14 protein-coding genes are annotated in these 13960 nt (G+C 66.7%); 1 reads left to right on the top strand and 13 read right to left on the bottom strand.

From position 1 onward, the window contains the following. The first annotated feature begins 99 nt into the window (after nucleotides 1–99). Nucleotides 100–1179: a DUF2336 domain-containing protein gene (locus VGV41_RS04700; protein ID WP_326862505.1), complete on the top strand. Its 1080-nt coding sequence runs from the start codon at nucleotides 100–102 to the stop codon at nucleotides 1177–1179. Nucleotides 1180–1333: 154 nt separating this feature from the next. On the opposite strand, the gene trmB is transcribed toward VGV41_RS04700, so the two are convergent. From trmB to VGV41_RS04635, 13 genes are all read right to left on the bottom strand, one after another. Beyond that, nucleotides 1334–2026, bottom strand: a complete 693-nt coding sequence (trmB, locus tag VGV41_RS04695; RefSeq protein WP_326862504.1) for a tRNA (guanosine(46)-N7)-methyltransferase TrmB — start codon at nucleotides 2024–2026, stop codon at nucleotides 1334–1336. A gap of 142 nt (nucleotides 2027–2168) precedes the next feature. Continuing rightward, nucleotides 2169–3437, bottom strand: a complete 1269-nt coding sequence (metK, locus tag VGV41_RS04690; protein WP_326862503.1) for a methionine adenosyltransferase — start codon at nucleotides 3435–3437, stop codon at nucleotides 2169–2171. Between the two features lie 133 nt (nucleotides 3438–3570). After that, on the bottom strand, nucleotides 3571–3978 hold the full coding sequence (locus tag VGV41_RS04685; RefSeq protein WP_326862502.1) for a helix-turn-helix transcriptional regulator: 408 nt from the start codon (nucleotides 3976–3978) through the stop codon (nucleotides 3571–3573). Between the two features lie 222 nt (nucleotides 3979–4200). After that, nucleotides 4201–5820 (bottom strand): apolipoprotein N-acyltransferase, encoded by a 1620-nt coding sequence (gene lnt / locus VGV41_RS04680; protein ID WP_326862501.1) that lies wholly within the window; start codon nucleotides 5818–5820, stop codon nucleotides 4201–4203. After that, nucleotides 5817–6941: a hemolysin family protein gene (locus VGV41_RS04675; RefSeq protein WP_326862500.1), complete on the bottom strand. Its 1125-nt coding sequence runs from the start codon at nucleotides 6939–6941 to the stop codon at nucleotides 5817–5819. Before VGV41_RS04675 ends, lnt begins: the two co-directional genes overlap by 4 nt. A gap of 5 nt (nucleotides 6942–6946) precedes the next feature. Beyond that, a complete protein-coding gene (gene ybeY / locus VGV41_RS04670; protein WP_326862499.1) occupies nucleotides 6947–7453 on the bottom strand; it encodes an rRNA maturation RNase YbeY in 507 nt (168 codons plus the stop codon). After that, nucleotides 7450–8424: a PhoH family protein gene (locus VGV41_RS04665; protein WP_326862746.1), complete on the bottom strand. Its 975-nt coding sequence runs from the start codon at nucleotides 8422–8424 to the stop codon at nucleotides 7450–7452. The genes ybeY and VGV41_RS04665 overlap by 4 nt, the downstream gene beginning before the upstream one ends. A 63-nt stretch (nucleotides 8425–8487) precedes the next feature. Then, nucleotides 8488–9873 (bottom strand): tRNA (N6-isopentenyl adenosine(37)-C2)-methylthiotransferase MiaB, encoded by a 1386-nt coding sequence (gene miaB / locus VGV41_RS04660; protein WP_326862498.1) that lies wholly within the window; start codon nucleotides 9871–9873, stop codon nucleotides 8488–8490. Nucleotides 9874–10059: 186 nt separating this feature from the next. Further along, complete coding sequence (locus VGV41_RS04655) at nucleotides 10060–10872, bottom strand: lysophospholipid acyltransferase family protein (RefSeq protein WP_326862497.1); 813 nt, start codon at nucleotides 10870–10872, stop codon at nucleotides 10060–10062. A 154-nt stretch (nucleotides 10873–11026) separates the two neighbouring features. Further along, a complete protein-coding gene (locus VGV41_RS04650) occupies nucleotides 11027–11410 on the bottom strand; it encodes a Fur family transcriptional regulator (protein ID WP_326862745.1) in 384 nt (127 codons plus the stop codon). A gap of 120 nt (nucleotides 11411–11530) precedes the next feature. Continuing rightward, entirely contained in the window at nucleotides 11531–12016 is a 486-nt protein-coding gene (gene rimI / locus VGV41_RS04645; protein WP_326862496.1) for a ribosomal protein S18-alanine N-acetyltransferase, read from the bottom strand. After that, a complete protein-coding gene (gene tsaB / locus VGV41_RS04640) occupies nucleotides 12013–12699 on the bottom strand; it encodes a tRNA (adenosine(37)-N6)-threonylcarbamoyltransferase complex dimerization subunit type 1 TsaB (RefSeq protein ID WP_326862495.1) in 687 nt (228 codons plus the stop codon). Before tsaB ends, rimI begins: the two co-directional genes overlap by 4 nt. A 153-nt stretch (nucleotides 12700–12852) precedes the next feature. Then, on the bottom strand, nucleotides 12853–13407 hold the full coding sequence (locus VGV41_RS04635; RefSeq protein ID WP_326862494.1) for a NifU family protein: 555 nt from the start codon (nucleotides 13405–13407) through the stop codon (nucleotides 12853–12855). Nucleotides 13408–13960: the final 553 nt, after the last annotated feature.

Raw genomic sequence — 13960 nt, 5'->3', positions numbered from 1 at the left:
TCGCGGCGGCTCAAGGCTAACTTTTCCTTCAGAATCGCCGTTTAAATTCGGCTAAGGCCGCGGCCGCGGCCTGGTTTCTTGTGCCGCGCGAGTTTTCGTATGGGTACCCCTGCCTCCCTGCTTCCCGAGTTGGAAGACGTGGTCCAGCATGGCTCGGCCGAGAAGCGGGCGGAGACCCTGCGGCGTATCACCAGCCTGTTCCTCGACGGCGCGCCGGCCTTCAATGACGACCATGTCGCCGTCTTCGACGACGTCATCGGCTACCTGATCGAGGAAATCGAGGCGAGGGCGCTGGCGGAACTCGCGCACAAGCTCGCCCCGGTTCCCAACGCACCGATCCGCGTCGTCACCAAGCTGGCCGAGAGCGACGACATTGCGGTGGCCGAACCGGTGCTGAAGCAGGCCCGGATTGCCGACCCGGAACTCATCCGCATCGCCCAGACCAAGGGGCAGGCGCACCTGCTTGCCCTGTCGGCGCGCGGCGCCGTCAGCGAGGCCCTGGCCGACGTCATCGTCGCCCGCGGCGACCGCGACGTGTCCCGCTCCATCGCCACCAACGCCGCCGCCAGGCTGTCGGAGAACGCCTTCAGCACATTGGTCAAGCGTGCGGAACAGGACGGCGTCCTGGCCGAGCGCGTGGGGCAGCGCACCGATATCCCGCCGCGTTTGTTCCGCCAGTTGCTGATGCAGGCGAGCGACGTGGTGCAGAAGCGCCTGCTGGCGCAGGCGAAGCCCGAGACGCAGGCGGAAATCCGCAAGATCCTCGCGCGCGTCACCGATGAGGTCGGCGCCCGCGCGGCGCCGCGCAATTACACCGCTGCGCTTGCCGCCGTGCGGCAGATGCATAAGGACGGCAGGCTGAGCGAGGCGGAGATCGTCGCTTTTGCCGAGGCGGGCAGATACGAGGAAACCATCGCGGCGCTCGCGACCTTGTGCGCGGTGCCGGTCGAGGTCGTCGACCGGCTGATGAACGGCGAGCGCGCCGATCCCGTGCTCATTCTCGCGCGCGCGGCCGGCTTCGGCTGGCCGACGGTGCGCGCCGTCATCCTTTCGCGTCCGGGCCCCAAGCCGTCGCGCGAGGTGCTCGATGCGGCGCTGGAGAATTTCGAGCGGCTGACACCGGCCACCGCGCAGCGGGTCGTGCGTTTCTGGCAGGTGCGCCAGGGTACGGGTGAATAGGGTCTCGTGCCGCGGATGCGGCGCAGCACGAAGCGCAGCGAAGTGGTGCGACGCTGATCCGGGGCCTTCACGAATTCCGAATCTGTAACGGTCCCGGTTCTGCAGCGCACCATTGCAGCGTTGCTGCACGCCGCGCTGCGCCCGGGACGCGGGCTCATACTTTCCGAAAAATAAAATACGCCGGTGTGCGGCCCTCGCGGATCGCCTTCGCCTCGTAGCGCGTGCGCACGAAGCCGGGCCACGGCTTGCGCCAGTCGTCGGCCCGTTCCGCGGTCCATTCGAAATCGGACGAGCGCAGGATGCGCATGAGCGCATGCTCGGCGTAGCTCGCAATATCGGTGGCGAAGCGGAATTCGCCGCCTGGTTTGAGAATGCGCGCCAGCCGTTTCAGGCTGTCGTCCTGCACGAAGCGGCGCTTCCAGTGCCGCCGCTTCGGCCACGGATCGGGATAAAGCAGGTCGATGCGCGTGAGCGCGGCCGGCGGCAGCCAGTCGAGGAGCTCGCTGGCGTCACCGTGGAACAGACGGATGGTGTCGAGCTTGCGCTCGTCGATTGCCACGAGCGCCTTGGCGACACCATTGAGGAACGCGTCGGTGCCGATGTAGCCGACGTTCGCATTGGCTTGCGCCTGCGCGATCAGATGCTCGGCGCCGCCGAAGCCGATCTCGAGCCGCACCTCATCGACGGCGCGCGGGAACAGCGCGCGCAGATCGGACGGCGCCGGCGTCGCCAGAGCGATGCCGATCGTCGGCAGCAGCGTGTCGAACAGCGCCGCCTGGCGCGGCTTGAGCGCATGCCCCTTGCGCCGGCCGAAGAAGGCGCGCTGCGATGACGGGCTCTCGTCCATGCGCTGGACTACAAAACGCGAATGGCAGCCGCAACTCGGGCCTGCCCGAGTTGCGCAAATAAAAAAATACCGCAAGTCGGGTATACCCGACTTGCGGTTACAAGGCCGGCCATTCGTCGAACCTCGAAGCGGTTCGGAAGGCTTATTTCAGCGCGCTGCGGATCTGCGGAGCGAGGTCGGTCTTCTCCCAGGAGAAGCCGCCGTCCTTCTCCGGCTGCCGGCCGAAGTGGCCGTAGGCCGCCGTGCGCCGGTAGATCGGCCGGTTGAGCTTGAGCGTGCGCCGGATGTTGGTCGGCGTCAGGCGGAAGAGCTGCGGCAGGACCTTCTCCAGCTTCTTCTCGTCGACCTTGCTCGTGCCGTGCGTGTCGACCAGCACCGACATCGGATCGGCGACGCCGATCGCGTAGGCCACCTGGATCGTGCACTTGTCGGCGACGCCGGAGGCGACGACGTTCTTGGCGAGATAGCGCGCGGCATAAGCGGCCGAGCGGTCGACCTTGGTCGGATCCTTACCGGAGAATGCGCCGCCGCCGTGCGGCGCATAACCGCCGTAGGTGTCGACGATGATCTTGCGGCCGGTGAGGCCGCAATCGCCGTCCGGACCGCCGATGACGAAGTTGCCGGTCGGGTTGACCAGGAAGTCGGATGCCTTCTCCGGCATCCAGCCTTTCGGCAGCGCCGATTCCACCGCCGTCGAGATCATGTCCTTGATCAGGCCGGGCGTGTACTTCTTGCCGTTGCGGCTCTGCGCATTGTGCTGCGTCGAGACAACCACTTTGGTGCAGCCGACCGGCTTGCCGTCGACGTATTTGACGGTGACCTGGCTCTTGGAGTCGGGCTGCAGATCGAACAGCTGGCCGTTACGGCGCTTCTCCGACAGCACCTTGAGGATCTTGTGCGCGAAGTAGATCGGCGCCGGCATGAACGAGTTCTTCTCGTAGACCTCGCTCTCGTTGCAGGCGTAGCCGAACATCATGCCCTGGTCGCCGGCGCCTTCTTCCTCGCCGCCTTTTTTCTTCTTGGCGTTGACGCCCATGGCGATGTCCGGCGACTGGCCGTGCAGCAGCACTTCGACGTCGGCGCCGTGATAGGAGAAGCCGTTCTGGTCGTAGCCGATGTCCTTCACGACATCGCGGGCGATCTGCGAGATGAGTTCGCGATCGACGACCGATACGCCATTGATGTCGCGAAACAGCTGACCGCGACCTTCACCGGCGACGACGATCTTGTTGGTCGTGCAGAGCGTCTCGCAGCCAAGTCGCGTGTTGATCTGGCTGTCGTCGGCGATGCCGAGCTTGACGTCGCGCTCGAGGAACGCGTCGAGGATCGCGTCGGAAATCTGATCGCTGACTTTGTCCGGATGACCTTCCGAAACCGACTCGCTGGTGAAAAGATAATTCGTATGCGCCACTGCTGAAGCTCCTCCCTGACGCGGTCATCAGCCGCGGCATCACATGATCAGGGTGTTTCTTGCAGCGACCGTGCGTGAGGTCAAGATGCGGGCAGCGTGGGCATATCTGCCCTACGGTGGGATGATCCCCCGGCTACTCCTCGCCCGCGATCTGCTCGACGAGGTCGACGATGCGGCGACGCAGCTTGCTGTTCTTGATGCGCATGAACGACTTCGTCAGCGACAGCCCGTCGGAGGTGGCGAGGAAGTCGGCGACGTAGGCCGGCGACGGTGCTTCGCCCATGCCGGCGAGGCCGGTCGCGCCCGGCGTGCTCGGGGCGCCCTCGAAGAAGAAGGAGACCGGGACCTGCAGGATGTGGGAGATCTGCTGCAGCCGGCTGGCGCCGATGCGGTTCGTGCCTTTCTCGTATTTCTGTACCTGCTGGAACGTCAGCCCAAGAGCATCGCCCAGCTTTTCCTGGCTCATGCTCAACATCATCCGGCGCATACGAACGCGCGAACCGACATGCTTGTCGATCGGATTGGGGGCCTTCTTAGCCATAAATTTCTCCTATGCATCCATTGTTCCGCGTAATGACATAAGTAACGCCAATGTTGCAATCTGGGAATTGCTTCAACCGATTAAACAAAAACCGGGACGAACATCAATAGTCCATGGATTTCAATGCTTTAAGTGGCATTTTTCCGACCACGGGAACGGTGGAACGAACAGCTTTTTTTATAGCCGCGTCATGTTCCACGGTTGTATGCGAACGGCCACAATTTAGCCGCGCAGTCGCCGTTTGGCGAGAATTATCAGGCTCGCAACCAGAAATAGAATCAAGACGTAATTACCAAACTGTGCATAAAGCGTCGGCGCGATGGCCCGCGGCAGCGGCGAGTCGAGCACGCCTTCCACGCCCAGCGGCAGCGAATTGATAATACGGCCGACCGGGTCGATCACCGCGGAAATTCCGGTGTTCGCATCGCGGACAAGCGGCAAGCCCTCGGCGATGGCGAGCACGCGCGCTTGCTGAAGATGCTGATAGGGACCTGAGCTGATGCCGAACCAACCGTCATTGGTGACATTGACGAGCCAGCCGGGACGCTGACCGGGCGGCACCGCTGCACCGGGAAATATCGCCTCGTAGCAGATGAGCGGCAGCATTTTCGGCGCGCCGGCAACGTCCATCGCGCGTCGGCGGTCGCCCGACAGGAATCCTCCCGCGACTTTTGTCAATTGTTGCAGGCCGAGCTTCTCCAGCAATGACTGGAACGGCAGGTATTCGCCAAACGGCACAAGGTGGACCTTGTCGTAGACGCCGCGGATCGAGCCGTTGCCGTCGATCACATAGATCGAGTTGTAGGCGCGCCTCACGCGCTGGCCCGGTTCGCTCGCCGCGCGCACCGCGCCGGTGATGAGTTCGGTGTTCGGCTTGATGAGGTCGGCGATCTGCGCGAGCGCGTCGGGCTCGCGGGTCAGGAAGAACGGAAAGGCGGCCTCCGGCCAGATCAGGTGCGTGATGTCATGGATACCGTTCGACTCCGGGCCGGTCGCGCGGCTCGAGAGCCGCAGGTAGCGCTGCATCACGTCGTTCTTGGCGGTGTAATTGAATTTCTCGTCCTGCTGCAGGTTCGGCTGCATCAGCCGCAGCTTCACCTTGGGCACGTAGGTGGTCGGATGCGTCGCCAGCCGCGCCAGTCCGTAACCGAAGAATGCGGCGAGCACGACGAGCCCCATCACCAGCGGCCGCCACGGCGCCGGTGTGTCGGACTTTTCGTCGGCGAGCGTGGCGGGGCTGGCGCAGATGGCGAGCGCGAGGAAGGTCAGCCCCCAGATGCCGACAACCGAAACGCTTTGCGCCAGCGGCAACGGTTCGGTCAGCGCATAGCCGAACGTGTTCCAGGGAAAGCCCGACAGCAGGTGGCCGCGCAGCCACTCGGCGATCGTCATGCTGGCCGCGAGCGCGAGAATGCGCAGCGGCCCGCGCACCCACAGGAGCCGCGCCAGCGCGGCGCCGAGCGCCGTGTAAATCGCCAGATAGGCCGGCAAGCCGGTGACCGCCACCGGCAGCAGCCAGCCGAATGTCTTGGCGTCGACGAGGAAGGCGTAACCGACCCAGTAGAGGCCGAACAGGAAATAGCCGAAGCCGAAACACCAGCCGGCAATGGCTGCGCTCCATAGCGCGCCGCGGCGCCCGGCGGTCGAGCCGTCGATGAGCCAGACCAGCACGGGGAGCGTCAGAAACAACACCGGCCATGCATTGACCGGCGCGACCGCGAGCGCGGACGCGGCGCCGGCGGCGAAGCCGATGAAAGCCCGCCGCCAGCCGAAGGCGAGGACCACGGCGTGGGCAGCGCGGATCGTCAAGGTCGGCGGCCGGTCGGTCTGGAGGATGCTCACGAGCGCGGCGGTCCGGCTGCCGGATTGGACATGGTCGGCGCGCTTTCGTCTGCGAGCGCCGTGCCGGGGGCTGCCGCGGCTTCGGTCTCGCGCCGCCGCGGCTCACGCGGCTGTTCCCGCCGCTCCTTCAGCCGCACGATGCGCACGCGCTTGATGCGGCGCGGATCGGCATCGAGCACCTCGAATTCGAACAGGCCCGGGCCGGGGATGAGTTCGCCGCGCAGGGGCAAGCGGCCCGCCCGCGTCACCAGATAGCCGCCCAAGGTATCGACCTCGTCGGCAGCGTCGCCGAGCTCGAAATCATGGCCGATGGCGCCGACCACGTCCTCGAGATTGGCGCGAGCGTCAGCAACGTAAGAGCCGTCCGCCTGATGCACGACGGCGGGCGTGTCCTCCTCGTCGTGCTCGTCGCTGATCTCGCCGACGATCTGCTCGACGATATCCTCGATCGAGCAGATGCCGTCGGTGCCGCCGTACTCGTCGATCACCAGCGCCAGATGGATGCGCGAGGCCTGCATGCGCGCGAGCAGATCGATGGCGCGCATCGACGGTGGCACGAACAGGATCTGACGCACGATCTTGGTCGCCGCGAGAGGCGTCGACAGGTCGATCGTCTTCAGATCGAGATTCGCCGGCAGCGGCTTCTTGCGCTTGGCATTCTTCTCGGGATCGACCTCGGCGCGCGCGGTCATGTAGGCGATCAGGTCGCGGATATGGACCATGCCGACCGGATCGTCGAGCGTGTCGTTGTAGACGACGAGGCGCGAATGGCCGGCGCGCTCGAACACGCGGATGAGCTCGCCGAGTGAAATCTCCTGCTGCACATCGATGATATCGGCGCGCGGCACCATGACATCGCCGACGCGGCGTTCGCGCAGCGCCAGGATGTTCTTGAGCATCCGGCTTTCTTCCGGCGAGAAGCCGGATTCGCCGGGCGTCATCGCATCGAGCACGTCCTTGAGGTCGGAGCGGATGGTGCTCGAACCCCACCCGAACACCGCGCGCAGCACGCGGGCAAACCAGCCACCGCCATTCTCGCCCTGCGAGGTGACCGGCACGGGCAGATGCCGCGCGTCGTACGGTGCGCCTGTCGAGGAGCTGGAACTGTCGCTGTCAGGCATGGCGGTCAGGCGATATCCGCGGCGTCGGTCGCATAAGGGTCCGGAATCCGCATGGCGGCGAGAATCTCGCGTTCGAGGGCTTCCATGGCCTCGGCCTCGGAATCAGTCTGATGATCGTAGCCCAACAGGTGCAGATAGCCATGCACCGCGAGATGGGCGAGATGATGGAGGAAGGGCTTGCCCTCGGCCCGGGCCTCGCGATCGAGCGTCTCGTAGGCAATGGCGATATCGCCGAGCAGGGCCGGAATACCGGGCCCCTTGGCCGGCGTCGCCGGAAACGACAGGACGTTGGTCGGCTTGTCGATTTTTCGCCAGTCGCGATTGAGCGCCTGCACCGCGGCATCGTCGGCCAGCAACACGCTCACGTCGCCGTCACCCGCCGCGCGCGCCGCGGCGGCGGCGATTGCCGCGCGCACCGTCGGCTCCGCGTCGCGCTCTGTTTCCCAGAGCGGCGACTGGATCTCAATGTCGATGTCCGGCGCTGCGTTGCGCCGGGCCGGGCGCGCGCTCATTTCTTGCTCTCGGTCTGAGCGACGCCGTCATAGGCGGCGACGATGCGCGCCACCAACTCGTGGCGGATGACATCCTGATGACCGAACGCGACGTGGCCGATGCCATCGATGCCGGTCAGGAGACGCACCGCTTCGGCCAGCCCCGACACCTGCCCGCCGGGCAGGTCGACCTGGCTCGGGTCGCCGGTGACGATCATGCGGCTGTTCTCGCCGAGGCGGGTCAAGAACATCTTCATCTGCATCGACGTCGTGTTCTGCGCCTCGTCGAGGATGACGCAGGCATTCGACAAGGTGCGGCCGCGCATGAAAGCGAGCGGCGCAATTTCAATTTCGCCGTCGTCGAGCGCGCGCTCGACGATGCGCGCGTCCATGAGATCGTAGAGCGCGTCGTAGATCGGCCGCAGATAAGGATCGACCTTCTCGCGCATGTCGCCCGGCAGGAAGCCGAGGCGTTCGCCGGCTTCCACGGCGGGACGCGACAGGATGATGCGGTCGACTTCCTTGCGCTCGAACATCTGCACGGCCTGCGCCACGGCGAGCCAGGTCTTGCCGGTGCCGGCGGGGCCGGTGCCGAACACGAGCGAATGGCGCTTGAGCGCGCGGATATAGGAGTCCTGCGCGGCGGTGCGGGCGCGCACCGGCCGCTTGCGCACGTTGATTTCCTCGAAGCCCGATTTGGCCTCGCCGGGCACGAAGTCGAACAGCGAGCCCTGCGCGATCGCCTGGCGGATGGCGCCCTCGACGTCGCCCTGCGTCAAATCGTGGTCGCGCTTGATCTGCTCGTAGAGCCCCTCGAGCACGCGGCGCGCCTGCTCGCAGCCCGCGCGCGAACCCTCGACGGTGACATGGTTGCCGCGCTGCTCGGCGACGACGCCGAGCCGGCGTTCGACCAACGCCAGGTTCTGCCCGTACTGGCCGAACAGGATCGAGGCGAGGCGATTGTCGTCGAAGGCGAGGACGACCTGGGCCATCGCCGTCTCCTCGGAGGCGGCGGCGGGCGGGATGACGGCGTCCGGTGTACGCAAGGTGCGGCTCTAGGCTCCTGCTACGGCAAGGTTCGGCACGGCCGGCTTGTCCGCCAGCGCGCCGAACAACGTATTGGTGCCGATATCGACGATGGCCAGCGACACGATCGACCCGATCAGGTCCGGCGGCGCCATCACCTGCACCGTTTGTAAATATGGGGATTTCCCGACCAGTTGCCCAGAGAGCCGGCCGGGCTTTTCCAGCAGGACGTCCAGTGCCTTGCCGACGAACGAGGCGTTGAAGGCCCGCTGCTGGCGGGCAATCAGGGCCTGCAGCCGGTGCAGGCGGTCGATTTTGACCTCCTCGGGAACCTGCCCGTCCATCTCGGCCGCCGGCGTACCCGGCCGCACCGAATAGGCGAAGGTGTAGGCGCCGGCGAAGCCGACCGTTTCCACGAGCCGCAGCGTGTCCTGGAAGTCCTCCTCGGTTTCGCCGGGGAAACCGACGATGAAGTCCGAGGTGAAGGCGAGATCGCCGCGCGCCGCGCGCATCTTCGCGACGACGTCGAGATAGTGCGCCGCGGTGTGCCTGCGGTTCATGGCGTCGAGGATGCGGTCGGAACCGGACTGCACCGGCAGATGCACATAGGGCATCAGCGCCGGCAGTTCGGCATGCGCGGCGATGAGCGCGTCGTCCATGTCGCGCGGATGGCTGGTGGTGTAGCGCAGCCGTGCGATGCCTTCGACGCTTGCGAGCCGGCGCAGCAGCGCGCCGAGCGAGGCGCTCGCGCCGTGCGCGTCGACGCCGTGATAGGCGTTGACGTTCTGCCCGATGAGCGTGACTTCGCGCACACCGGCTTCCGCCAGACGCGCGACCTCGGCGGCGATCTTCTCGACTGGGCGCGAGACTTCGGCGCCGCGCGTATAGGGCACGACGCAGAAGGTGCAGAACTTGTCGCAGCCTTCCTGCACGGTGACGAAGGCGGTCAGGCCGCGCTTGGCGATCTGCTCGCGCTGCGGCAGCGCCAGCACGTCGAACTTGTCCTCGACCGGGAACTCGGTGTCGACGACGCGCTCGCCGTCGCGCGCCCGCGCGATCATGTCCGGCAGCTTGTGATAGTTTTGCGAGCCGACCACAAGATCGACCGCGTGCGCGCGGCGCATGATCTCCTGGCCCTCGGCCTGCGCGACGCAGCCGGCGACGGCGATCAGCATCTGCCGGCCTTGGGCCGCCGCCTCTTCCTTCATGACGCGGATGCGGCCGATCTCGGAATAGACCTTGTCGACCGCCTTCTCGCGAATGTGGCAGGTGTTGAGGATGACGAGGTCGGCATCCTCCGGCGTCGCGGTCTCGACATAGCCGCCCGGCGCCAAAGTGTCCGCCATACGATTGGAATCGTAGACGTTCATCTGGCAGCCGAAGGATTTGACGTGGACCTTGCGCGCATTGCTCATGGCAGGCGCGGTTTAGCGCCTTTTCGGGCGGAAAGGAACGGCGCGCCGCTGGCCGACCGAGATGAAGCATTGCCGCAGACACCGCCGGCTCCCTCTCCCCTGTGGGGAGAGGGGTGGGGTGAGGGGGTTCCTGACTCGCGAACTTTGTAACCCCTCACCCGGCGCACTTCGTGCGCCGACCTCTCCCTATGGGAGAGGTGAAGTAAACGCGGCCGCCAGCGGCCGGCCGCGGAGGGTCTGCGCCATCATCCGGCGGGTCGCCTGCTCCAGAGCTTGCGTCATTTCCTTGCGGGTGAGACCGGAGTCGGCGGCGGCCGGCTCGCCGAACGAGACCACCGCGTCGAGCGCCGTCCTGGCGATCAGCGAGCGGATGTGCGGCATGAAATCGAGGTCGCCGTACCAGGCGGCGAGCGGGCGGCGCTGGCGGCCCATGGGAATGCCCTGCGTCGCCGTATAGGCGATCGCCATCGGCTGGATCATGAGGCCGGGGACGCCGCCATGCTTCGCCGCCATCTCGACGGCGCCGAGCAGCGCCGAGCGGAACGGCAGCACGCGGTTGCCGTCGCTCGATGTGCCTTCGGCGAACAGCACGACCGGCGTGCCGCCGGCCAGCCGCTCGACCATCTGCGCGACGGCGTCGCCGGTCTGGTGCCGCCGCTGGCGGTCGACGAAAACGGTGCGCTGCATCGCGGCGGTGATGCCGACCAGCGGCCATTTGCGCACCTCGCTCTTGGCGACGAAGGCGACCGGCTGGATCGAGCCGATGGCGACGATGTCGAGCCACGACACGTGGTTCGATACGAACAGCACCGGTCTGTCGCGCACCGGATGGCCGGCGACACGCACGCGCAGCCGCAGGAGCCGCGCCAGCACGCGATAGTAATTGCAGGAGATGAAGCCCCAGCCCGGCAGGCTTAGCTTTCCGAGCAGCCACTGGATGGAGATGAGCACCGGCGTCGCGGTGAAGAAGAACGCGCCGATGAAGAGACCGCGAAGCATCATCCGGCTCCGGGCGTGAGTATGACTCCGTTCGCCCCCGCGAAAGCGGGGGCCCAGAGTCTAATAACGGGACTCAGTGAGTTATCGCTGGGTCCCCGCTTTCGCGGGGACGAACGGAGAATGAGGAATCCCCGTGCAATCATTGTCCGCGCGTTCAGCTCTTCTTCTCGTCATTGAGCGGCACCGCGTAGAGCTCGAGGCGGTGGTCCATCAATTTGTAGCCGAGCCGGCGCGCGACCTCGGCCTGCAGCCGCTCGATCTCCTCCGAGCGGAATTCGATCACCTCGCCGGTGCGCAAATTGATGAGATGGTCGTGGTGGCCTTCGGTCGAGGTCTCGTAGCGGGAGCGGCCCTCACGGAAGTCGTGGCGCTCGATGATGCCGGCGTCCTCGAACAGCCGCACTGTGCGATAAACCGTCGACATCGAGATATGCTCGTCGACGGCGCTGCAGCGGCGATAGAGCTCCTCGACGTCCGGGTGATCGTCGGCCTGCGCCAGCACGCGGGCGATCGTGCGCCGCTGCTCGGTCATGCGCATGCCCTTGGCGGCGCACAGCGCTTCGATATTGGTCTTTTCGTCAGCCTTGTCGGGTGCCGTCACGATAGTCTTCCCGGGTCTTGAACGCTGCCCCGGCTCCTTCTAGCACAAGCCCGCCGGTCAGCCGAGATCGCGGCGTAATACCAGCGCCGCCGCGGGCTTCGCGCCCGGCGCCGCGTAATAATTCGGGCGGCGGCCGACCTCGCGAAACCCGGCGCGACGATAAAGCCGCAGCGCCGGCCTATTGGTCTCGTCGACCTCGAGGAACACGGCGCGCACGCCGGTGCCGGCGAGCCGCCCGAGATGCAACTGCAAGAGCTCGCGTGCGAGGCCGCGGCCGCGGCACGCATGCGCGACTGCCACCGACAGGATCTCGGCTTCGTCGGCGGCGCGGCGCGACATGATGAAGCCGACGAACTTGCCGGATAAAATCGCGCGGTGCGCCATCACCGCGCGCTCGACCAGCAGCGCATCGACCTCCTCTTCGCTCCAGCCGCGATGGAACGCGGCGCCGTGCAGCGCCGCGATCGCGGCGGCGTCGCGCGGGCCGGCGTCGAGGAGCGCCGGTCTGGCGCGGCCGAACAGGCGGCGAAGGAGGGCGATCATCGGCGGGCGAGGTGCGAGGAGTCGGACGGCTGTGCATCCGGCGGCTTGAGGTAGAGCGGTTTCGGCAGCGCGGTGTCTTCCGGCACGGCGGCGCCGAGCTGCGCCACCCAGTCGATGTCGGGGGCGCCGCGCTGCTCGACCGAACGCGGCGGCCGCTCGCCGGGCGGCCATGCGGCGGCCAGCAGCGTCGCGCCGGTGCCGACGATGCGCGGACCGCGGCTGGTCGTTGCCGCGCGCAACGCATCGCGCAACGAGGCGACGCGCGGCGGCACCAGGGTTCGTCCGCCGGGGCCGAACACCTGCAGATAGACGTGCTCGTGCCGCGCATCGATGGCGACGACGACCGGATGCGTGTCGTCGGCGGCGATCAGCGGCGCGGCGAAGGCGGACAAGGTGGTGAGCCCGACGGCCGGCTTGCCGGTCGCCAGCGCCAGCCCGCGGGCCGCGGCGATGCCGACGCGCAGCCCGGTGAAGCTGCCGGGGCCGACCGTGACGGCGAAGCGGTCGAGACTGTCGAAGCCGCCGCCGGACTGGACCATGACCCGCTCGATCAGCGGCATCAGCGCTTCCGCATGGCCGCGCGTCATGGCCTTCGATTCGCGCGCGATCACCTTGCCCTGCTCGGTGTCGAGCACGGCGGCGGCGCAGGCTTCGAGCGCGGTGTCGATGGCAAGGATGCGCATTCAGTAGAACTTATCACCGTCATGGCCGGGCACAGCCCGTCAAAGACGGGCGTGAACGCCCTTATGTCCCGGCCATCCACGCCTTTCTTGCGTCCAAAGACGTCGATGCCCGGCACGAGGCCGGGCACGACGCTGAATCGCAGTGGCGGTGAACTACACCGGGCGCACTTCCGTCACTTCGGGCACGAAGTGGCGCAGCAGGTTCTGGATGCCGTGCTTGAGCGTGGCGGTCGAGGACGGGCAGCCCGAGCAGGCGCCCTGCATGTGCAGGTAGACGATGCCTTCCTTGTAGCCCTTGAAGGTGATGTCGCCGCCGTCGCTGGCGACCGCCGGCCGCACGCGCGTCTCGATCAGGTCCTTGATCAGAGTGACCGTCTCTTCGTCGGCGGCGTCGAAGAACTCGTCGCTCGCCGCCGCCTGCGCCTCGGCCGCCAGCAGCGGCGCGCCGGACATGTAGTGTTCCATGATGGCGCCGAGCACGGCCGGCTTGATCTGCTGCCAGTCGCCGTCGGTCTTGGTCACCGAAATGAAATCGGCGCCGTAGAACACGCCGCCGACATTCGGCAGGTCGAACAGCTTCTCGGCGAGCGGCGACTGCGCCGCTGCTTCGCGCGTCGGCATATCGAGAGTGCCGGCCTCGAGAACAGGGCGGCCGGGCAGGAACTTGAGCGTCGCCGGGTTCGGCGTCGCTTCGGTCTGGATGAACATGGGCTTCTCCAATCCCGCCCGGGTTCAAGGCCCGGCGGACCTTGGATAAATGGGATTTTTGCCGGGAGAGGTCAACCGCGGCGTGCCGAAGCGCGGCAGAGCATTTTCCGACCTCACGGTGCGGAGCGCTGCGGAGCAGCGCGCCGCGGACCATGGATCGCCGCTTTGGCGGGATGGTCGCGCGGCGCCACAGCACAAATTCTTTTCCAGGGACTATTGACCTACTAGGTCGATATGCCTAGTCTGTGTCCGTCCTGCTCTTCAAGGGGCGTCACCGGAGACGTGCCGAGGACGGAGCAGCGGTGAGGGACGAGGCCGGAGATGCGGCCTTGTCGTCTCATCGGATCGGCGAACGGGGGCAACCCCGGCCGTCGGTTGATGCGGCGCCCGCGGGCGGGGCTCGTAACCCCAACCCCGGGAGGCCTTGGCCAGCCGTCCGCCGGCATTACGACCGGCTGCCCGCAGTTCTACGGAACGATGGGCTGCACGCGGCGGCGACGAAGGAGCGGTGGCCACCGCTCCGGATCGGGGGCTTGAACACGGGCCCCGTCGC

It is taken from the genome of Pseudolabrys sp. (genome assembly GCF_035943735.1).
In the GTDB taxonomy this organism is placed as follows: domain Bacteria; phylum Pseudomonadota; class Alphaproteobacteria; order Rhizobiales; family Xanthobacteraceae; genus Pseudolabrys.
This window is presented reverse-complemented; position numbering and strand designations above follow the sequence as displayed.